Raw genomic sequence first — 19,115 nt, forward strand, 5'->3', positions numbered from 1 at the left:
TTAAGGATTGAAATTCTATTGCTCCTGTTATGAAGCTTTTAAATTTTTAAATGAATTAAGATTAAAAATCTTCTAATGCAATCTAGTAATTTTATTATAGTGATTTTATAATTCCGATGCGAAATCGATAGCCTGTGTCATTTTGCAATCCGTTCATTTTATTAATGATAGGTGCTGAAATGGTTAAAGGGAAACTCCATTTTTTATAAGAAATAGTAGTTCCTAAATTGGCAAATCCTAGATAATAGCCGGAGTTTTCATCAACAATGCCATCTTCCTTAATTTTGTCGAGCCATTCACCATAATAACCTCCAAAAAGATTCCAACCAAAATTTGACATATCTTTTTCCCCTTTTTCATCCATGGCGAGTAATCTTCCTCCTGCCTTTATTTTATAGGACAATGCCAGGTTTTGAATTGCGATGCTTCCATAATAATTCCCTTGAAAACCGTTGGTCGTGTATTTATAAAGGGCATTGCCAATTAAAGTCATTTTGTCCCAATGTTTTGAAAACAGGATTCCCACCATTGGGTCATATGAACCAGAACCTACAATCACTGCTGTATTATCGAAGTTAGAGTCTTTCTGAATTCCAGTAGGAAGTTCAACACCAGCCTGAACGGCAAAGCCATAACCGTTTTTTGAGTAGAGATTATATGTCGCCATAAGATCTAAGTCACCAAGTCCGTTGTCATTTCCGTAGTTTGTATGTAAAAAAACATAAGGTACTAATGCCGAAATGGTAATTTTATCAGTGATACCATAACGAATGCCCAATGAGCTTATGAACATATTTTTAAGGAGTTTTTCCTCGTCTTCCGGCGCATCTCCTTTTTTGATGGTTCTATAATCCGCATTGCTTTCAAGAACCCATTGGTTTTTTGGTAAAGTAAATATTCCGTTGTTGAAATCGTTTGACGATGCGCTAGCACCGGAAGCAGCACAACATGCACATTGGCTATAAACTTGTGCTGTAGAATATAAAAGGACGATAAGTAATAATATTTTTTTCATTTTTATTTTGTAAATTATTTTAAAATAGCTGTCTCTTCATTGTCTTTATCACAATGAAAAAATACACTTCAAATGGGTTGAAATGGAAAAACTAAAAAATAATTATACTAGTGGTGGACGAAAAGTGGTATTTGAAACCGAGATGGGTTTCTTCGTGAAATGAGAAAAAAGAATTGTTCTACTTTCTATATTTTTTGGAGTATAGATATTGGTTTCAACGCTATTTTGAATATAAACAAACTCTGATTTTTCTTTTAGATTATTATCCATTTTTCTTTCGTTATCCCCGAATTTTTTTAAACTTTTTCGAAGTTCACAACGTCCGTTACAAGTGTTATTGGCTACTTTTCTTTGGACACAAATGGTTTTAGAAATTTCATCCTGATTGATTTTAAATGTCACATATACCACCATATTCCCAAAACTAGGAAGCAATATGATGAAGGATAGCAATATGAAGAAATACTTTTTCAGGCTTTTTATTTTAAAGTGCGAATATATATATTTTGGATTAAACTTAAAAAAAAATCCTCGACTACTTTTGTAATCGAGGACTGAATTATTTTTTAGTATTGCTTTCTGCAAACTGAAACCTGCTTTCTGCAAACTGAATTTTATTAATGAACTAAAACCCAAGTTCCGTTTGCGATTAAGCTTTCGGCTTTTTTGTATTTCATTTCTTGTGTTTGACCATTGGCAACGTTTTGAATCGTTACTGTATCGTTACGATTAATTTTAGGTTGATCACGAACTATGGTTTCAGTAATCTGACGTTGTTGTGTTTGTCCAGCTTCGTGGTTCAAATTTTCGCTATTTACAATTTCGTCTTTACTTGTTTTGTAATTTTCTTTAACTTTAACTTGTTTAGCTTCTTGAATTGCAGGAGCTTGTTGTTGCGGTAAATCACCTTTAAACAAGAACGAAATTACTTCTTTATTTACACCATTCAACATCGAGTTAAACAAATTGTATGCCTCGAATTTATAGATAAGCAAAGGGTCTTTTTGTTCGTGTACCGCTAATTGAACCGATTGTTTCAACTCGTCCATTTTACGTAAATGTTTCTTCCAAGCTTCATCAACAATTGCTAAAGTGATGTTTTTCTCAAAATCAGCAATCAGTTGATTTCCGTTTGATTCGTAGGCTTTTTTCAAATCAGTAACCACATTCAATGATTTTATTCCATCGGTAAACGGAACAACAATACGTTCAAATTGGTTATTTTTATCTTCATAAACATTTTGAATAATTGGAAAAGCTTCTCTAGCGCTGCGTTCTGTTTTTTCAGTATAAAATGCCAAAGCTGATTTATACACTTTTCCTGTCAATTCTATTTCAGTTAATTTATTGAAATCATTTTCAGAAATTGGGGAAGTGATTGAGAAATACCGAATCAATTCGAATTCAAAGTTTTTGAAATCATTGTTCGCTTTATTTTCTGTTACGATTAAATCGCAAGTGTCATAAAGCATATTGGCGATATCCACTTTTAGGCGTTCTCCAAACAAGGCGTGACGACGGCGTTTGTAAACCACTTCACGTTGTGCATTCATAACGTCATCATATTCTAACAAACGCTTACGGACACCAAAGTTGTTTTCTTCGACTTTTTTCTGTGCCCTTTCGATAGATTTTGTCATCATCGAATGTTGGATCACTTCGCCTTCCTGCAATCCCATTCTGTCCATCACTTTCGCAACTCTTTCAGAACCAAATAGACGCATCAGGTTGTCTTCAAGCGAAACATAAAACTGTGAACTTCCTGGGTCTCCCTGACGACCGGCACGACCACGCAACTGACGGTCAACACGACGTGAATCGTGGCGTTCAGTACCAACAATTGCCAAACCACCTGCAGCTTTTACTTCTGCAGAAAGTTTGATATCCGTTCCACGACCAGCCATATTGGTAGCAATGGTTACAACGCCAGACTTTCCTGCTTCTTCCACAATTTGTGCTTCTTGTTTGTGCATTTTTGCATTCAAAACATTGTGAACAACACCACGCATTTTAAGCATTCGACTCAATAATTCCGAAATTTCAACTGATGTTGTACCAATTAATACTGGTCTTCCCGCTTTTGATAATTCGGTTACATCTTCGATTACGGCATTAAATTTTTCACGAGTAGTTTTGTAGATATAATCTTCTTTGTCGATTCTAGCCATCCCTCTGTTGGTAGGAATTTCTACTACATCCAATTTGTATATTTCCCACAACTCACCTGCTTCGGTAACGGCAGTTCCCGTCATTCCTGCTAATTTGCTGTACATTCTGAAATAATTCTGAAGTGTTACCGTTGCAAAAGTTTGGGTTGCATCCTCTATTTTCACGCTTTCTTTCGCTTCAATCGCTTGGTGTAAACCGTCAGAATAACGACGACCATCCATAATACGACCTGTTTGCTCATCGACAATCATAATCTTGTTGTCCATAATCACGTATTCTACATCTTTTTCGAAAAGTGTGTAGGCTTTTAGAAGTTGTGTCAAAGTATGAATACGTTCGCTTTTTACACCAAAGTCCTGAAATAATTTTTCTTTTTCCTCAGCCTCTTCATCTTTGGATAAATTTTTCTTTTCGATTGCGGCAATTTCAGTTCCAATATCTGGTAAAACAAAGAAATTACTGTCTGTATCTCCTGAAAGGAATTTAATACCGTTATCAGTCAATTCTACCTGATTGTTTTTTTCTTCAATTACAAAATACAAAGCTTCATCCACTTTTGGCATTTCGCGATTGTTGTCCTGCATATAGGAGTTTTCGGTTTTTTGAAGCAATTGTTTAATTCCTTCTTCACTTAAAAATTTAATTAATGCTTTATTTTTTGGCAAACTTCTGTGCGCTCTCAATAATAAAAAGCCACCATCTTTAGTATTACCTTCCTTGATTAATTTTTTGGCCTCAGCGAGAAAACCATTCGCTAATTGTCTTTGAAGACTTACCAAGTTTTCGATTTTTGGTTTCAATTCATTAAATTCGTGACGGTCACCTTCCGGTACCGGTCCTGAAATAATCAATGGAGTTCTGGCATCATCTATCAAAACGGAATCCACCTCATCGACAATGGCATAATTGTGTTTTCGTTGCACCAAATCTTCCGGCGAATGCGCCATATTATCTCTTAAATAATCGAAACCAAATTCGTTGTTCGTTCCGTAAGTTATATCAGAATCATATGCTTTTTTACGTCCTTCAGAATTGGGTTGGTGATTATCGATACAATCCACAGTCAAACCGTGAAATTCGAAAAGAGGAGCTTTCCAAGTGCTGTCACGTTTAGCCAAGTAGTCATTTACAGTTACTAAATGAACCCCGTTTCCAGTCAAAGCATTCAAATAAAGAGGCAAAGTTGCCACCAATGTTTTTCCTTCACCCGTTTGCATTTCGGCAATTTTACCTTCATGCAAAACCATTCCACCTATCAGTTGGACATCATAATGAATCATATCCCAGGTAATTTGCTTTCCGGCAGCATTCCATGAATTTGACCAAAAAGCCTTGTCTCCGTCAAGTGTAATATAGGTTTTCGTAGCAGAAAGTTCTCGGTCTTTAGCTGTCGCAGTTACTTCTATTTGAGTATTTTCCTTAAATCTTTTAGCTGTTTCTTTAACTACCGCAAAAGCTTCCGGAAGTATATCCATTAAAGTTTTTTCCGAAATTTCGTAGGCTTCTTTTTCTAAAGCATCAATAGCCACATAAATATCTTCGCGTTTGTCGATATCTTCGATACTTTCTGCTTCTATTTTAAGCGAAGCAATTTTTGCGTCTTTATCAGCGCGATCTTGTTTTATTTTTTCTTTAAAAAAAGTGGTTCTGGCTCGGAGTTCATCATTCGATAATGCGGCTAGAGTACTTTCAAAAGTTTTAATTTTTGCTAGATAAGGTTGTAAAGCTTTGACATCTTTTTGAGATTTATCACCTACAAAGGCTTTAAGGATGTTGTTTATGAAACTCATAATATGTTTGTATTTCTATTTTATAAAAGTGTGTAAATTTAACCAAAAAAAAAGCCTCTTTAGAGACTTTTTTCTTGGGATATTTTTTTAATATTCGTCCTCATTCCAAAGATAATCTTCGTCAGTGGGGTAATCTGGCCAAATCTCTTCCATCGACTCATATATCTCACCTTCGTCTTCTATAGACTGTAGGTTTTCTACTACTTCTAATGGAGCTCCTGCTCTAATAGCGTAATCGATAAGTTCGTCTTTGTTAGCAGGCCACGGCGCATCACTAAGATAGGATGCTAGTTCTAATGTCCAATACATCTTTTGTCTGTTTAGTTTTGTGCAAAAATAAATTTTTTACTGAAAAAGACAAGTAAAAAATCATTTATTTTTTATTAAAGTTAAGAACGTGTTTTCAGGTTGCGGTTTTCAGGTTGCAGATTTCAGATTCGTAAGCTGAAAAACTATTTAAAGTGCAGAAAATCTGCAACCTGAAAACTGCCATATGTAAACTGATTACTTCCTCGGAATCCATTTTACTTCCTTGGCATTTAAATCATTTGACAACTTTCGTGCCAATACAAAAAGGTAGTCAGAAAGTCGGTTTAGGTACATAATTACGATTTCGGGAACGGGTTCATTATGGTCTAAATGTACTGCCATACGTTCTGCACGGCGGCAAACACATCTTGCAATATGACAATATGACACAGTGGTGTGTCCTCCTGGCAAAACAAAATGGGTCATTGGCGGAAGCGCTTCTTCCATAGAATCAATTTCGTTTTCCAGCAATTCGATATCGCTTTCTGTAATCCCTAGATTTTTCAAACGCAATTCTCCATTTTTTTTTACTTCTTTTTCTGGAGGCGTAGCGAGAATGGCTCCAACGGTGAACAATCGATCCTGAATTTCAATCAAGATTTTTTTATAATGCTCATTTATTTCCTGATCCCGAATCAGTCCAATATAGGAATTTAATTCATCAACCGTTCCGTAACTTTCTATGCGAATATGGTCTTTTGGAACTCGAGTTCCGCCAAAAAGTGCTGTTGTTCCTTTATCGCCTGTTTTTGTATATATTTTCATTTTAAGGATTTTAGATTTTAAATTCCAGATTTTGGATTACAAAATGTAAATCTTAAATCTGGAATCTAAAATTACTTTGTAGTGTCGCTTTCAATCATTCCATCTCTTAAACGAATAATTCTCTTTGCGTGTGCGGCGATTTCCTCTTCGTGGGTTACCACAATTATAGTATTTCCGTTTTTGTGAATTTCCTCTAAAAGAACCATGATTTCCTCGGACGTTTTACTGTCCAAATTTCCTGTAGGTTCATCAGCAAGAATGATGGATGGTTTATTGACCAAAGCTCTGGCAATGGCAACTCTTTGTCTTTGTCCTCCCGAAAGTTGGTTGGGTTGGTGATCCATTCTGTCGGCCAAGTTTACTTGTTCCAATACTTTAGTGGCTCGAGCTCTTCTTTCTGACTTGGAATATCCTGCATAAATCATTGGTAAAGCCACATTATCCAGAGCCGTTGTTCGCGGCAAAAGGTTAAATGTTTGAAAAACGAATCCAATTTCTTTATTGCGGATTTCAGCTAATTCGTCATCGTGCATCTGGCTTACATCTTTTCCGTTGAGAATATAAGTTCCGGAAGTTGGCGTGTCCAAACAACCCAAAAGATTCATTAATGTAGATTTTCCAGAACCTGACGGTCCCATTAATGCTACATATTCTCCTTTATTTATTTCTAAATCAATACCTTTTAGCACATAAACGATTTCGTTTCCAAGAACAAAATCTCTCTTGATATTGGTTATTTTTATTAGTGGCTTGCTCATAGTTTTTAGTTTTCAGTCGCAGTTTTACTTCGTCAGTTCGCTTTGCTCGGGTCAGTCAAAATATCAAAAATCAAAAATACGGATGATATTTACAATAAGTAGCCGTTTTTCAAAAATGTTACATATAATTTATACAACCTGAAAACTGTTACTTTTTTAAACACGAATTACAAAATGTTCTTTATGCTGTTCTTTTCTAAAGAAAATAATTCCCCATTGAAAAGTATCTATGGTTACGGTAACTTTTGGATGGCTTTTAATTATTTTCCAAGCTTCTTCCATATTTGGAGACCAATGAATATCATCAAAAATCCAAACGCTGTCATTAGTTATTGTTGGTAATAAAAGTTCGAAATAATCTAAAGTGGCGCTTTTTGAATGATTGCCGTCAAAGTAAATCAGATTGCAGATTTCAGGTTTCAGATTGCAGATTTGCAGGTAGCTATTGAATTCTGTTACAACAGAATTTACATTGGTTAAACCAAATTTTCCCAATTGTTCCTTAGCAATTTTTGCCGTTTCCGGACAACCTTCCAATGTTGTAATTTTTGCTTTTGGATTTCCAAAAGCTAGTGCAGAAGTTGCTAATCCCAATGAAGTTCCAATTTCTAAAATGCTATCTGGCTGAAAATAATTTGTAATTCGGTACAATAATTCTGCTCGTTTAAGAGTAATTCCAGCGGTTTTGGCAATCTTTGATATTTCTCTTGTATTGGATTTGAAAACTTTCGAACCAGCTCCAAAATCTGTTACTTTAATGGTGTTTTTGTTTTCTAAAAGTGTATTCCGATAGTTTTTTAAAATGGAATATTTAGAAAACTTCGTTTTATCATAAAAACATTTGGTGACCAAATTAAACACAAAAGGTGAATGCACCGCATGTTCGTTCTTGGATTTCCAAAGGAATTTGATATAAGATTTTATTTGGAATAACATAAAAAGTTGCAAATAGGAGTGCGAAGATACGAAAAAGTGAATCGTGAGAAGTGAATCGTTAGAATTTAGATATTTCACTTTTCACTATCCATTCATCACTTTTCACGATTTGCGTCTCACTTTAAAGACTATCTTTGTCCCCTTGATTTTTAGAACCTAATGACATCAGCAATAAACAATAAGAACGCCATAGCATCGGAAGAAATTGACCGATGCATCGCTATTTTGACACAATTAAACTCGGATACAGACCAAATATTTGATATCCCTTCAGCACAACGTACAGCTTTAATCAAATCTGCTGGACAATTTGCACGCCCTAATCGGGACGAATTAGCCAAAAGGAAAAAGGACGGAAAAGCTGTGGCTAAGCGTAAGCAGGAAAAGAAAGACAGAACCGCTCGCAAAGAAACTGGAATTCGATATGCCCGTGAAGCAAGCGTTTTTGTGGCTCCAAAATTATTGGCTTTGCACGATTTGGGACTCAAAGAACAATTAGAACTTGAAACTCCCAGGAAGTGTTATGTCTGCAAAACGGAATTTACCAAAATGCACCACTTTTACGATACTATGTGTAAGGATTGCGGCGATTTTAATTATGCCAAACGTTTTCAAACTGCCGATGTAAAAGGCCAAATTGCTGTGATTACAGGTTCACGCCTAAAAATTGGGTATCATATTTCGCTAATGCTTTTGCGTGGCGGAGCGACTGTTATTGCCACGACTCGTTTTCCGGTGGATTCGGCTTTGCGATTTTCTAAGGAAGATGATTTTATGGAATGGGGACACCGCTTAAAAATTCACGGATTGGATTTACGGCATATTCCGAGTGTGGAAATTTTCTGCAATTTTATCGAACAAAAATACCATCGTTTGGATATTCTTATCAATAATGCGGCGCAAACCGTGCGACGACCAGCCGGGTTTTATTCCCATTTGATGGAGAACGAAGAACTGCCAATTGGCTCTTTACCCAAGGAAGCGCAGGAATTACTATTGGATCATACCAATTGTTTGGAGGAATTAAAAGTACTAACAACTGGTTTTTCATCGAATGAAAATATGCCGGTGACTTGGCACGGACCGGAACCTGGAATTGGTTTGCGGGCTTCCGCCAAATTATCGCAGATTCCGTATTCTTTCGATAATGCGCTCGCGGTCAATGAAGTTTTTCCAGAAGGGGAACTCGATGCTGATTTGCAGCAAGTCGATTTACGAAAAACCAACAGCTGGCGATTGCGTTTGGGGCAAATTGAAACCACCGAAATGATTGAAGTGCAACTTGTGAATTCGGTAGCGCCTTTTGTATTGTGCAACCGACTTTCGGAAGTAATGAAAAAAGACCATACGGGACAAAAACACATCATCAATGTTTCGGCAATGGAAGGGAAGTTTCACCGCTTCTTCAAAGAAGATCGCCATCCTCATACGAATATGGCAAAAGCCGCTTTGAATATGTTGACACACACTTCCTCAGGAACTTTGGCGAAAGCCGGAATTTTTATGAATGCCGTTGATACGGGTTGGGTAACCGATGAAGATCCCGCAGAATTAGCCAAAAGGAAACAGGAAGAAGAAGATTTTCAACCGCCATTAGACATTGTTGATGGTGCGGCGCGTGTTATGGATCCTTTGTTTGACGGTATTAATACAGGAAAACATTGGTGCGGGAAGTTTTTGAAAGATTATAATCCGATTCCTTGGTAAAAAGTAAGTTCCAGTTTCTGATCTGCTTTTGCTCCGCAAAGTCTCCGACTTTGAGGTAGTGAATTTCGGTTTTTAACCGATTTGATTATGCACTATTTGATTTTTTTGTCAGTAAAAGACTGACTGCCACATCCGCAAAGGCGGAGACTTTGCGGAGCAAAATCAGATAATTTCTAATTTACTGAAATTAATTTAACCTCAAAAATAAGTACTGAACCTCCAGGAATTGGGCCGTTTGAACTACTGCCATAACCTAATTGAGACGGTATCAAAAGAATACCGTTACCACCAGTTTTAAAATGTGGAATGCCTTCAGTCCAGCCTTTTATTACTTGGTTCAAACCAAACGAAATCCCTGCGGAACCACTTTGATCGAATACAGATCCATTTGTAAAATAACCTTTGTAGGCTACGGTAACATTTGATGTTGCAGTAGGTTGTGTTCCAGTTCCGGGATTAGTAATCACATAATACAAACCCGTATCACTTCTTTGGGCAGTTAAATTGTTTTTAGCAATATAGTCCTTAATTTCAAGTTCATTTTTTGCAACATAATCAATATTTGCTTCTTTATCTTTAGAACAAGAAATAAAAAGAGTCAAGGCTAGTAGGGCAGTTAAGAGGTATTTCATTGGATTTTTTTTTGAGCGGCAAATATAGTAAAATTTGTTATGGTTTGAAGTTGGTAAACTTTGCAAAGCTTCTTATTTTTTTTGGAGTAAATTTTAATAAAATGAAAGAGAGTCTTTTTTAATAGAAATTCATTAGTTACAATGAATTGAAGATTTTCAGTGTTTACCATAAATGATAAATTGGAATTGAATTTTTTATAAATAGTATGTATTTTCGCCACATGAATAGTAAAATTGCCATTTCACTTTTTTTAGCTTTCTATAAAACCATTGGTTATTTATTTCTATTTATTGCCTTTGGGTTATTTTTGGATAGTAAATATATGGTGCCCATTTATGAAAACACGCAACATTTAGCCACATTAGTAATGCTAATAGGGTTTTCTATATTGTTTTATAGATCACCATCCAGGATTAAATCGCAAATGTTATTTGCAGTAATTATTGGTTTTTTTGGCGAACATTTATTTTCAATCGCTTTAGGGATGTATGCGTATCGATTAGGCAATGTTCCTTTATACGTTCCTCCGGGACATGCCATTGTGTATATTGCTGCAGTGTATTTTTGTAAAGATGCAATAGTTAAAACACATAGAAAACAACTCGAAATACTCTTTACCATTTTCGTATTAGTATATGCCACACTTTTTTTAATTTTTGCAAATGACATCTTTGGTTTTGTAATGTCTTTGCTAGTTATCTACTTCTTAAGAAACAAACCAAGAGAACGTTTGTTCTTTTTAACGATGTATATAGTCGTCGCTTTTCTGGAAATTGTAGGAACCCATTACCGTTGTTGGGCTTGGCCAAAAATAGCTTATGGCGTATTTCCTTTTTTAAAAAGTGCCAACCCACCCAGTGGAATTAGTTTGTTTTATTTCTTATTGGATTTAGGATGTTTGTGGTTATACAAACAACGAAATTTAATTGCTTGGAAGCGTATGAAAGGAATCCGAAAATTGAAAGAAATAAAGGTTTATAACTAGTGTACAAAGTCGGGAGACATTGAATAGACGTGAATAATTTGTTTAAATTAGAGCGTTCTGCTTATTTATCCAAAAATCAGTCGTTTATAAATATGCTAATATTGATTTTAAAATGGTAAGAAATCTAACAACATTATTATTTCTTTTCTGGCAAAAGGCTAATAAAGAGTTGTAAAACGAAATTTCCAAATATATACCACAAGTAAGCAAAGCCACTAAACATTACAATCATAAAAGGGGCAAAGCAAATCATAATAACAACGCCTTTTAAACCGTAATAATCTACATCGTTGAAATTTACTGGCATAAGACCAAAACTGACCAAGATTACAAACAATAGTAAAAATGGTAGATAAGCAAATGAAAATAGCACAAAGATCTTTTTAAATAAAGAGTTGGGTTTTCCAGCATATTTTGACAAAGTGTTTTTTAGATTCATTTATTTTTTATTAACTGCTTGATTTTATGGGCACGAGCAAGATGCTCGCGCTAGCTAGTATTTAGTTAGGCAGAATTGTATTCTGTTCCAATTCCAATTAGCAATCGTGTTTTTTTAAACTCCTATTAATTTACGAAAAACATTAGCTAATTCGAATCTTAATTGTCTAATTTCATTTTTTGTTTTATTTTCAGCTTCCTTCCATAAATCAAGAGAACCCTGCCCATCAGGAAATCTGTATCCAGTTCCATCCGATTCATAATGGGCTTTGTTTTTAGCTTTAAACATCAGCTGAATAATATTGTTGTAATTTTCTAGTCCCAAAGAAATTTGATTGCATAATTCTTCTGAAAAATAAATTCGATTATTCTCAAGTCTTTCAAAAGTTTCTTTATATTTTGCTCTTGCATCATCATCTCGTTCTTTGTCTGTTTTCCATTCTGGACCTTGAAATAAAGTTGTTAAATGTTCCAATTTTTTTTCAAGTTCATATAAGTCGAGATAGATTGACTTTATAATTTCACCTCTTTCAGAGTGAAGCTTTGAAAATCTAACTTGATGTTCAGTTTTTGATATTTCAAGTTGATTTTTATGGTTTTCCATTAGCAAGTCAGAACTTTTAGTTAGGAAAAATTTACCTAAATAAACAATTATAATTCCAACTGTAGTTCCGCCAATTGATAGCTTGATTATTTCTTCTAGGACTTCCATTTAAATTGTTTGCGATTTGATTATAGTTGTGATAAAATCACAATTTGGTTCTTTTGCTAATGTATAACTTTTTAATTTATGGATGTAATAACTTTCTAATTTTTGGTGTTTTTCATATTAATTTATAAAGTCTTTATTTGTAGAAAACCAAAACCCCAACATTTTCAACGTTACCGCTAAAAGTATTGGGGTTGTTGGTAATAATATGTATTACTTTGTCATTTCGACCAGAGGGAGAAATCACATTAGTTGCTCTCGTTATGTGATTTCTCCTTCGTCGAAATGACAAATAGTAGTCTCTATCCTTCTATCTTCGCACTCAATTCAAACCATCGTTCTTCTCGATCTTCAATTTTATTGTTGATATTTTCCAGTTCTTTTGCTTTGGCAGAAATATTGGCGTCAGCTACTTTTCCGTCAGAAAAAAGTTGTTCTATTTTGGTTTTTTCGATTTCTAAATCTTTGATTTCCCTTTCGATTTTTTGATATTCTTTTTGCTCGTTAAAAGTTAGATTTCCTGTAGGATTGTTTTGCTTCCAGTCTTTTTTATCGGCTTTGTTGTCTTCTTTTTGGGCAACATCCGCACTGTCTTCATAAGCCCTAAAATCAGAGTAGTTTCCGGGGAAATTTTCTATTTCGCCCTGTCCTCTAAAAACAAATAAATTATCGACAATTTTATCCATAAAGTAACGGTCGTGCGACACTACAAGCAAACAGCCCGGATAATCCATCAAGAAACTTTCGAGAACATTCAAAGTCACAATGTCTAAATCATTCGTGGGTTCATCCAGAATTAAAAAGTTCGGGTTTTGTATTAAAACGGTACACAAATACAAACGTTTCAATTCGCCACCGCTCAATTTTTCGACAAAATCATATTGTTTTTTCGAGTCAAAAAGAAAACGCTCCAGCAATTGCGAAGCCGAAATTAATCTGCCTTTCATCAACGGAATAAAATCGCCATATTCTTTGATGACATCAATCACGCGCTGACCCGGTTTTGGGTTAATCCCGCTTTGGGTATAATACCCTATTTTGATGGTGTCGCCAACGACTACTTTTCCAGAATCTAAAGGCAAAGTTCCTGTCAATAAATTTAGGAAAGTCGATTTTCCGGTTCCATTTTTTCCTATGATTCCAATGCGTTCGCCACGTTGAAAATCAAAATTGAAATTATCTAAAATGACGTGGTCTTTAAATTTTTTCGAAATCTTGTGAAGTTCAATAATCTTACTTCCCATTCGTTCCATATTAATCTCGAGTTCGACCACATTCTCGCGACGACGACTTTGGGCTTTTTCCTTAATATCGTAGAAATCATCCTGACGCGATTTCGATTTTGTCGTTCTCGCTTTTGGTTGGCGGCGCATCCATTCAAGTTCTTTGACAAACAAGTTTTGGGCTTTGTCAACACTTGAATTTTCGGAGGCGATGCGCTCTTCTTTTTTCTCTAAATAGTATGAATAATTTCCTTTGTATTGGTATATCTTTCCGTTGTCGAGTTCGATGATTTCGTTGCAAACACGCTCCAGAAAGAAACGGTCGTGCGTTACCATAAACAAGGTGATATTTTCTTTGGCAAAATAACTTTCGAGCCATTCGATCATCTCTAAATCCAAGTGATTCGTTGGCTCATCCAGAATCAACAAGTCGGGACGATTAATCAGAATAATGGCCAGTGACAAACGTTTTTTTTGTCCGCCAGAAAGGTTTTTTACTTTCAGTTTAAAGTCTTCCAACTTCAATTTGAACAAGATTTGTTTGTATTGGGTTTCAAAATCCCAAGCATTATGTTGGTCCATTCCGTCGAAAGCTTTTTGGTAGGCTTCTTCGTCTTCAGGATTTTCCAATGCTTTTTCGTAGGCTTCAATTATTTTCAAAGTTTCATTATCCGAAGCAAAAATACTTTCTTCAATCGTTAACTCATCTTGCAATTTATTGTCTTGCGACAAGAAAGCCATTTTGATGCTTTTTCGAAGTACAACCTGTCCAGTGTCAGGTTCGTCAAAGCCATTAATGATGTTCATTATAGTGGTTTTACCCGAACCATTTTTGGCTATAAAAGCAATTTTTTGGTCTTTATTGATCCCGAACGAAATGTCTTTGAAAAGCGTGCGCTCTCCAAAAGATTTCGATATATTTTCTACTGATAAGTAATTCACAAGGTTAATTTTTTTGCAAAAGTAAACTATTATAACACTATTTGCGAATTGTTTATTTTGTAAGGAGTTCTATTTTTGAATTTAGGGTTTCAAAAAGGGACTTAAATTAACCGAATGCATTTGTTGAGGTGTATTGATAATCGGTTTTCGAATGAAAGATTCATTGGTTAGGTAAAAAAACTTTCCGTCATCAGTGGCAATGCCTTCTATTTGATGGAAAGGGAGAGAAAGAATAATTTTTCGCTTATTTCCTGATGAGAAATTATTTTTTTTATAATCATACAATAGGAATAAGAAAGGCTTTAGTATTTTAGAATATCCACAAAGAATGATTTCGTTTTTTGAAGCTAATTTAGCGGCACCAGTTATTAATCCTTTTACATCAATTGTTTCTTTTAATATTGCGATATGGTTTCCGGGCGTTTTTGACAACATATAAACGCTTGTTTTTTCTTGATGCCATTGCTTTGTAAACAAATAAATACTGTCTTGTGAAATTATAAAAGCCTCACAATCAAAATTGGTGGTATTTTGCTTTTGAACACTAAAATCCGTTTGATTAGAATACGAAAATGAAATAGTATCAATTACGGGTTGATGCAACAAGAAGGAGTTTTTTTCGATTCTCAGAATATGTAAATCAGTCCGATTACCTTTATAATTATTCCCAAAATCGCCAATATAAATATAAGAACTGTCTTGAGAAATCTCTTCCCAATCGGTATTTTTTACTTTTTCGAGTTTGATTTTAGTTTGAATTTTTCCTTTGGAATCCAAGCCATAAATAGTTGTATCGTGATCGTCATTGTGTGTCCAGAATAAATCGTTGAAAGCAATTAGACCAGAAGTTTCGATTAAAGAATCGCTTAAATTTATAGAAGATTCGGGTTTGATTTTGGCAGAAGCATATTGGCAACTTCCATCATTATTAGTTGCTTTTGGATTATAGTTTTTTGCAAATGAATCTGTACAGCCCGAAATTTGGCCATAGGCTGAAGTGATGCAAAATAGGAAAACAACTATTTTTTTCATTAAAAACGGAAATTACTAATTTGCCAAAAGTAAGTTTTTATATTGGAACTTACTTTATGCGAATTTTCGAGTCTGAAACAAAGATTTTTTCTGAGTATTGAAACAAAAAATTGGCACTGTCAAAATTAGTGCTACATTGTACTTGATTTTAGAGTATTCTTAAATTGCAAACGAAATTTTATTAAAACAACACTATTATGTTTCATTCAAAAATAACAGGATTAGGATATTATGTCCCTGATAATATAGTAACTAATGATGATTTGTCTAAAATAATGGACACAAATGATGAGTGGATTCAAGAGCGAACCGGAATTCAAGAAAGAAGACATATCATTCGAGGTCAAGATACTACGACAACAATGGGAGTAAAAGCGGCAAAAATTGCAATCGAACGTTCCGGAATAGCCAAAGAAGATATCGATTTTGTGGTTTTTGCCACCTTGAGTCCTGACTATTATTTTCCTGGCCCGGGAGTATTGGTACAACGTGATTTAGGATTAAAAACTGTAGGTGCATTAGACGTAAGAAATCAATGTTCAGGTTTTGTATATGGGCTTTCCGTTGCGGATCAGTATATTAAAACCGGAATGTATAAAAATATTCTCGTTATAGGTTCCGAAGTGCAATCAACAGGTTTGGATATGACGGATCGCGGTCGTGGAGTTTCAGTGATTTTTGGAGACGGAGCCGGGGCAGCTATTTTGAGTAGGGAAGAAGATTTGTCTAAAGGAATTTTGTCAACTCATTTGCACTCAGAAGGGCAACACGCCGCAGAACTTATTGTGAAAGCACCAGGAATGGGAGGTCGTTGGATTACAGATATTATAGCAGATAAAGACCCAGACGACGAGAGTTATTTTCCGTATATGAACGGCCAATTTGTGTTTAAAAATGCCGTGGTTCGCTTTGCCGAAGTTATTAATGAAGGTTTGCAAGCCAATAATCTGCAAGTTTCAGACATTGATATGCTCATTCCGCATCAGGCGAATTTGAGGATATCCCAATTTATCCAAAAGAAATTTGGATTGAGAGATGATCAGGTTTTTAATAACATCCAAAAATACGGTAACACAACAGCAGCTTCAATTCCGATTGCGTTAACAGAAGCTTGGGAACAAGGAAAAATAAAATCAGGTGACACTGTGGTTTTGGCTGCTTTTGGTAGCGGATTTACTTGGGGAAGTGTTATTATTAAATGGTAATAAACAATATTTATTTCCTAGAAATTTATAAATCAAAAAACCCGAAGTGGCATACTTCGGGTTTCTTTTTGCAATCTGAAATTATTAAAACTTACTATTTAAAACCCACCACCTCCATGGGTTTCGTTTTTATCTCTCTCTTTACGCTGCAATGCTTTGTTTTTTCCAGCCCCAAAACGATAATTAAATCCTATGTAAGCGGATTGACTTTCCCAATTGAATTGTCCCACCTGATTTTTTGGTTTACTCGTTTCGAAGGCAAAGTGCATTGTATTAAAAATATCGCTGAATCTTGCGGTAATTGTTCCGTTGCCTTTTAAAACAGTAAGACTTGAACCTAAGTCTATTTTCCACATTGGTTGTCTTAAAAATTGCAGCCCTAAATCACGTCCACTGTACATTCCTGATAATTGGAATTTTAAATTTTTTGAAGCCTTAAAGGTGTTGCTGATTCGTGTGTTGAAGGAACTAACATTTACTTCAACAGATTCATTGTCAACAATTCCTCTTGATTTTTTGCTATAGGAATCAAAACTAATATTAGAACTAAGCCATTTTGTGAATTGCAGGTTTCCCGAAATTTCAAAACCATAGGCATTGTTGTCGTCTAGGTTGTCGTATGACAAAATTAATTTTGAAGGATTTGTTGGGTTTTCGAATAAGGTTCTGGAAATTTCGTCATTTATTCTTCGGTAGAAGACGCCGGTTGTTATTGAACCTAATTTAGTTTTTCGGGTATAATTTAATTCGTATGAATTAGTGAATTGCGGAAAAAGATTGGGATTTCCTTCTGAATCAATTTGTGGTGTGCTCCATTCACGAATTGGGTTTACTTGATTGATGCTTGGTCTGTCAACACGTCTTGAAAAACTCAAATTAAAGGAGTTTTTTTCGCTTGGCGAATAATTTAAAAAGCCTGAAGGATAAAGGGTAAGCAAATTATCTTCAAAAGTTGCATTATTTTCATTTGCTTTTTTGAATAGTGCTTTTGCATTGTATTTTTCGAAACGCGTTCCAGCTTGTGCACTCCATTTTCCCCATTGTTTAGAGAAAGTTGCATAAGCCGAATAAATATCTCTGTCATAAGCAAAATCCGAATCATAAGAATTGTCTTTTTGAAAATTATTTCGCGTGTTTTCGATTCGGCTTTCCAATCCCAGTTCCATTTTTAACGTCTTTGATAGCGGATTTGTGTAATCCAAATTTATCAAAGTATTCGTTCCGTTGTTGACTATATAATTTGTAGCGGGAGTGTTGTAAATTGAATTCTCTTTGTCGTCATTGCTATTGTAATTTACCTCAAACTCTAAGCTATGTCCCTCTTTATTTAAATTTTTTTTATAATCTAAATTGTAGGTTTGAGAGTAGTTATTGTTTTCATTGTTAAATAGCTGGATAATATCGGGTTGAGCGACATCAAGATAATCGATACTTACCCGCGAGTTTCCAATTCCTTTGAATATGTTTTGTGTTGTATAAAAGGAAATCGTATTTTTATCATTCACATAAAAATCAAAACCCACTTTTGCCAGATGAGAAGTGTTGTTATCAACAAAATTAAATTTTTGAAAATCTTCTCTTCCAATATCTAATGTGTTTATGAATCCATGATTCGAATGCATTCCCGTACTCAAACCATAATTTCCATAAATGTTGAATTTTCCTGTTCGATAATTCATGTCTAATGAAGAATTTAATTTCGGCGTTTTTCCAAAAGTGACGCCGTTATTGATGTTTCCGTTAAAACCAATTTTACTGTTTTTATTCAACACAATATTAATAATGCCGCTAAATCCCTCGGGATTATACTTAGCCGAAGGATTAGTGATTAGTTCGATTTGCTTGATGGAACTTGATGGAATTTGTTGCAATAATTGCGAAGCATCAATGTTACTTGGTTTCCCATCGATTAAAATTCGAACATTCGAATTTCCTCTCAAGCTTATGGCATTCGTCTGCGGATCAACACTTACTGATGGAATGTTGTTCATTATTTCGGACGCGGTTGCTCCGGATGAAATTAAGTCTTTACCAACGTTAATGATTTTCCTGTCGATTTTTTTGTTCGATTGTCGAGCGTTCTTTTACGATTTCTACCTCCGAAAGTTGTGTCGCATCTTCCTCCAATGAAATTGTTTTTAAGTTAAGGGTACTTTCTTTATCCGTAAGGCTCACATTCTCCAAAATGGCTTTATATCCTATAAATTGAATTTCGACGGTGTAATTTTTTAATTCTAAATTTTTAATTGCAAAATTTCCTTTTTCAGTCGTAATGCCGCCTGAAATTACTTTGGAGTTTTCTTTTATAACGATGTTTACATAAGGAAGCGGTTCGCCACTTTTCTTGTCAATAACCTTTCCGGTGATACTTCCTGAAGGATTTAAATTTATAGTATTGACGGAATTTTGTGCCTGTAAAGTGGTAAAGCTAGCCAAGACGCAAATTAAAATTAGTTTAAAGTTCATAAGTTTTTTTAATTAATAATTGATTTAGATGAT

The 19,115-nt window shown here is 35.0% G+C and carries 17 protein-coding genes; 3 read left to right on the forward strand and 14 right to left on the reverse strand.

The window, feature by feature from the left end; all coding sequences use genetic code 11:
* Positions 1-94: 94 nt before the first annotated feature.
* The 7 genes from IR213_RS04250 to IR213_RS04280 all read right to left on the reverse strand — a co-directional run bounded on the left by IR213_RS04250 (position 95) and on the right by IR213_RS04280 (position 7,742).
* Positions 95-1,015: a transporter gene (locus IR213_RS04250; protein WP_194311070.1), complete on the reverse strand. Its 921-nt coding sequence runs from the start codon at positions 1,013-1,015 to the stop codon at positions 95-97.
* Between the two features lie 102 nt (positions 1,016-1,117).
* The gene (locus IR213_RS04255) at positions 1,118-1,468 is read right to left on the reverse strand and encodes a hypothetical protein (RefSeq protein ID WP_228479087.1); all 351 of its coding nucleotides are present in this window, start codon (positions 1,466-1,468) and stop codon (positions 1,118-1,120) included.
* A 164-nt stretch (positions 1,469-1,632) separates the two neighbouring features.
* The gene (gene secA, locus IR213_RS04260; RefSeq protein ID WP_194311071.1) at positions 1,633-4,974 is read right to left on the reverse strand and encodes a preprotein translocase subunit SecA; all 3,342 of its coding nucleotides are present in this window, start codon (positions 4,972-4,974) and stop codon (positions 1,633-1,635) included.
* 87 nt (positions 4,975-5,061) lie between these two features.
* Entirely contained in the window at positions 5,062-5,283 is a 222-nt protein-coding gene (locus IR213_RS04265; protein WP_007138072.1) for a DUF2795 domain-containing protein, read from the reverse strand.
* A 195-nt stretch (positions 5,284-5,478) separates the two neighbouring features.
* Positions 5,479-6,048: a cob(I)yrinic acid a,c-diamide adenosyltransferase gene (locus IR213_RS04270; protein WP_194311072.1), complete on the reverse strand. Its 570-nt coding sequence runs from the start codon at positions 6,046-6,048 to the stop codon at positions 5,479-5,481.
* Between the two features lie 71 nt (positions 6,049-6,119).
* On the reverse strand, positions 6,120-6,806 hold the full coding sequence (locus IR213_RS04275; protein WP_194311073.1) for an ABC transporter ATP-binding protein: 687 nt from the start codon (positions 6,804-6,806) through the stop codon (positions 6,120-6,122).
* Positions 6,807-6,962: 156 nt separating this feature from the next.
* Complete coding sequence (locus IR213_RS04280) at positions 6,963-7,742, reverse strand: O-methyltransferase (protein ID WP_194311144.1); 780 nt, start codon at positions 7,740-7,742, stop codon at positions 6,963-6,965.
* A 159-nt stretch (positions 7,743-7,901) separates the two neighbouring features.
* On the opposite strand from IR213_RS04280, the gene IR213_RS04285 reads away from it, so the two are divergent.
* Positions 7,902-9,449, forward strand: a complete 1,548-nt coding sequence (locus tag IR213_RS04285) for an SDR family NAD(P)-dependent oxidoreductase (protein ID WP_194311074.1) — start codon at positions 7,902-7,904, stop codon at positions 9,447-9,449.
* A gap of 173 nt (positions 9,450-9,622) precedes the next feature.
* Here the strand turns inward: IR213_RS04285 and IR213_RS04290 are convergent, their stop codons facing one another.
* Positions 9,623-10,081, reverse strand: coding sequence for an FKBP-type peptidyl-prolyl cis-trans isomerase (locus IR213_RS04290; protein WP_194311075.1), 459 nt, complete (start codon positions 10,079-10,081; stop codon positions 9,623-9,625).
* Between the two features lie 221 nt (positions 10,082-10,302).
* On the opposite strand from IR213_RS04290, the gene IR213_RS04295 reads away from it, so the two are divergent.
* Positions 10,303-11,067 carry a hypothetical protein gene (locus tag IR213_RS04295; RefSeq protein WP_194311076.1) on the forward strand — a complete coding sequence of 255 codons (765 nt, stop codon included), beginning with the start codon at positions 10,303-10,305 and terminating at the stop codon, positions 11,065-11,067.
* A gap of 136 nt (positions 11,068-11,203) precedes the next feature.
* Here the strand turns inward: IR213_RS04295 and IR213_RS04300 are convergent, their stop codons facing one another.
* From IR213_RS04300 to IR213_RS04315, 4 genes are all read right to left on the reverse strand, one after another.
* Positions 11,204-11,506, reverse strand: coding sequence for a hypothetical protein (locus IR213_RS04300; RefSeq protein WP_194311077.1), 303 nt, complete (start codon positions 11,504-11,506; stop codon positions 11,204-11,206).
* Positions 11,507-11,620: 114 nt separating this feature from the next.
* Positions 11,621-12,217, reverse strand: a complete 597-nt coding sequence (locus IR213_RS04305) for a hypothetical protein (protein ID WP_194311078.1) — start codon at positions 12,215-12,217, stop codon at positions 11,621-11,623.
* Between the two features lie 299 nt (positions 12,218-12,516).
* On the reverse strand, positions 12,517-14,379 hold the full coding sequence (locus IR213_RS04310) for an ABC-F family ATP-binding cassette domain-containing protein (protein WP_194311079.1): 1,863 nt from the start codon (positions 14,377-14,379) through the stop codon (positions 12,517-12,519).
* 81 nt (positions 14,380-14,460) lie between these two features.
* Positions 14,461-15,411: a T9SS C-terminal target domain-containing protein gene (locus tag IR213_RS04315; protein ID WP_194311080.1), complete on the reverse strand. Its 951-nt coding sequence runs from the start codon at positions 15,409-15,411 to the stop codon at positions 14,461-14,463.
* 197 nt (positions 15,412-15,608) lie between these two features.
* On the opposite strand from IR213_RS04315, the gene IR213_RS04320 reads away from it, so the two are divergent.
* Entirely contained in the window at positions 15,609-16,616 is a 1,008-nt protein-coding gene (locus IR213_RS04320; RefSeq protein WP_194311081.1) for a 3-oxoacyl-ACP synthase III family protein, read from the forward strand.
* A 98-nt stretch (positions 16,617-16,714) separates the two neighbouring features.
* Here the strand turns inward: IR213_RS04320 and IR213_RS04325 are convergent, their stop codons facing one another.
* On the reverse strand, positions 16,715-18,607 hold the full coding sequence (locus IR213_RS04325; RefSeq protein WP_317173114.1) for an outer membrane beta-barrel family protein: 1,893 nt from the start codon (positions 18,605-18,607) through the stop codon (positions 16,715-16,717).
* A 46-nt stretch (positions 18,608-18,653) separates the two neighbouring features.
* A complete protein-coding gene (locus IR213_RS16555; RefSeq protein ID WP_317173115.1) occupies positions 18,654-19,082 on the reverse strand; it encodes a carboxypeptidase-like regulatory domain-containing protein in 429 nt (142 codons plus the stop codon).
* Between the last annotated feature and the right edge of the window lie 33 nt (positions 19,083-19,115).

Source organism: Flavobacterium soyangense (assembly GCF_015277675.1).
In the GTDB taxonomy this organism is placed as follows: domain Bacteria; phylum Bacteroidota; class Bacteroidia; order Flavobacteriales; family Flavobacteriaceae; genus Flavobacterium; species Flavobacterium soyangense.

Coding starts and splice junctions, on each gene's coding strand:
- IR213_RS04295 (WP_194311076.1), top strand. CDS start 10,303: ATGAATAGTAAAATTGCCATTTCACTTTTTTTAGCTTTCTATAAAACC.
- IR213_RS04275 (WP_194311073.1), bottom strand. CDS start 6,806: ATGAGCAAGCCACTAATAAAAATAACCAATATCAAGAGAGATTTTGTT.
- IR213_RS16555 (WP_317173115.1), bottom strand. CDS start 19,082: ATGAACTTTAAACTAATTTTAATTTGCGTCTTGGCTAGCTTTACCACT.
- IR213_RS04285 (WP_194311074.1), top strand. CDS start 7,902: ATGACATCAGCAATAAACAATAAGAACGCCATAGCATCGGAAGAAATT.
- IR213_RS04325 (WP_317173114.1), bottom strand. CDS start 18,607: ATGAACAACATTCCATCAGTAAGTGTTGATCCGCAGACGAATGCCATA.
- IR213_RS04270 (WP_194311072.1), bottom strand. CDS start 6,048: ATGAAAATATATACAAAAACAGGCGATAAAGGAACAACAGCACTTTTT.
- secA (WP_194311071.1), bottom strand. CDS start 4,974: ATGAGTTTCATAAACAACATCCTTAAAGCCTTTGTAGGTGATAAATCT.
- IR213_RS04315 (WP_194311080.1), bottom strand. CDS start 15,411: ATGAAAAAAATAGTTGTTTTCCTATTTTGCATCACTTCAGCCTATGGC.
- IR213_RS04300 (WP_194311077.1), bottom strand. CDS start 11,506: ATGAATCTAAAAAACACTTTGTCAAAATATGCTGGAAAACCCAACTCT.
- IR213_RS04305 (WP_194311078.1), bottom strand. CDS start 12,217: ATGGAAGTCCTAGAAGAAATAATCAAGCTATCAATTGGCGGAACTACA.
- IR213_RS04280 (WP_194311144.1), bottom strand. CDS start 7,742: ATGTTATTCCAAATAAAATCTTATATCAAATTCCTTTGGAAATCCAAG.
- IR213_RS04290 (WP_194311075.1), bottom strand. CDS start 10,081: ATGAAATACCTCTTAACTGCCCTACTAGCCTTGACTCTTTTTATTTCT.
- IR213_RS04265 (WP_007138072.1), bottom strand. CDS start 5,283: ATGTATTGGACATTAGAACTAGCATCCTATCTTAGTGATGCGCCGTGG.
- IR213_RS04250 (WP_194311070.1), bottom strand. CDS start 1,015: ATGAAAAAAATATTATTACTTATCGTCCTTTTATATTCTACAGCACAA.
- IR213_RS04320 (WP_194311081.1), top strand. CDS start 15,609: ATGTTTCATTCAAAAATAACAGGATTAGGATATTATGTCCCTGATAAT.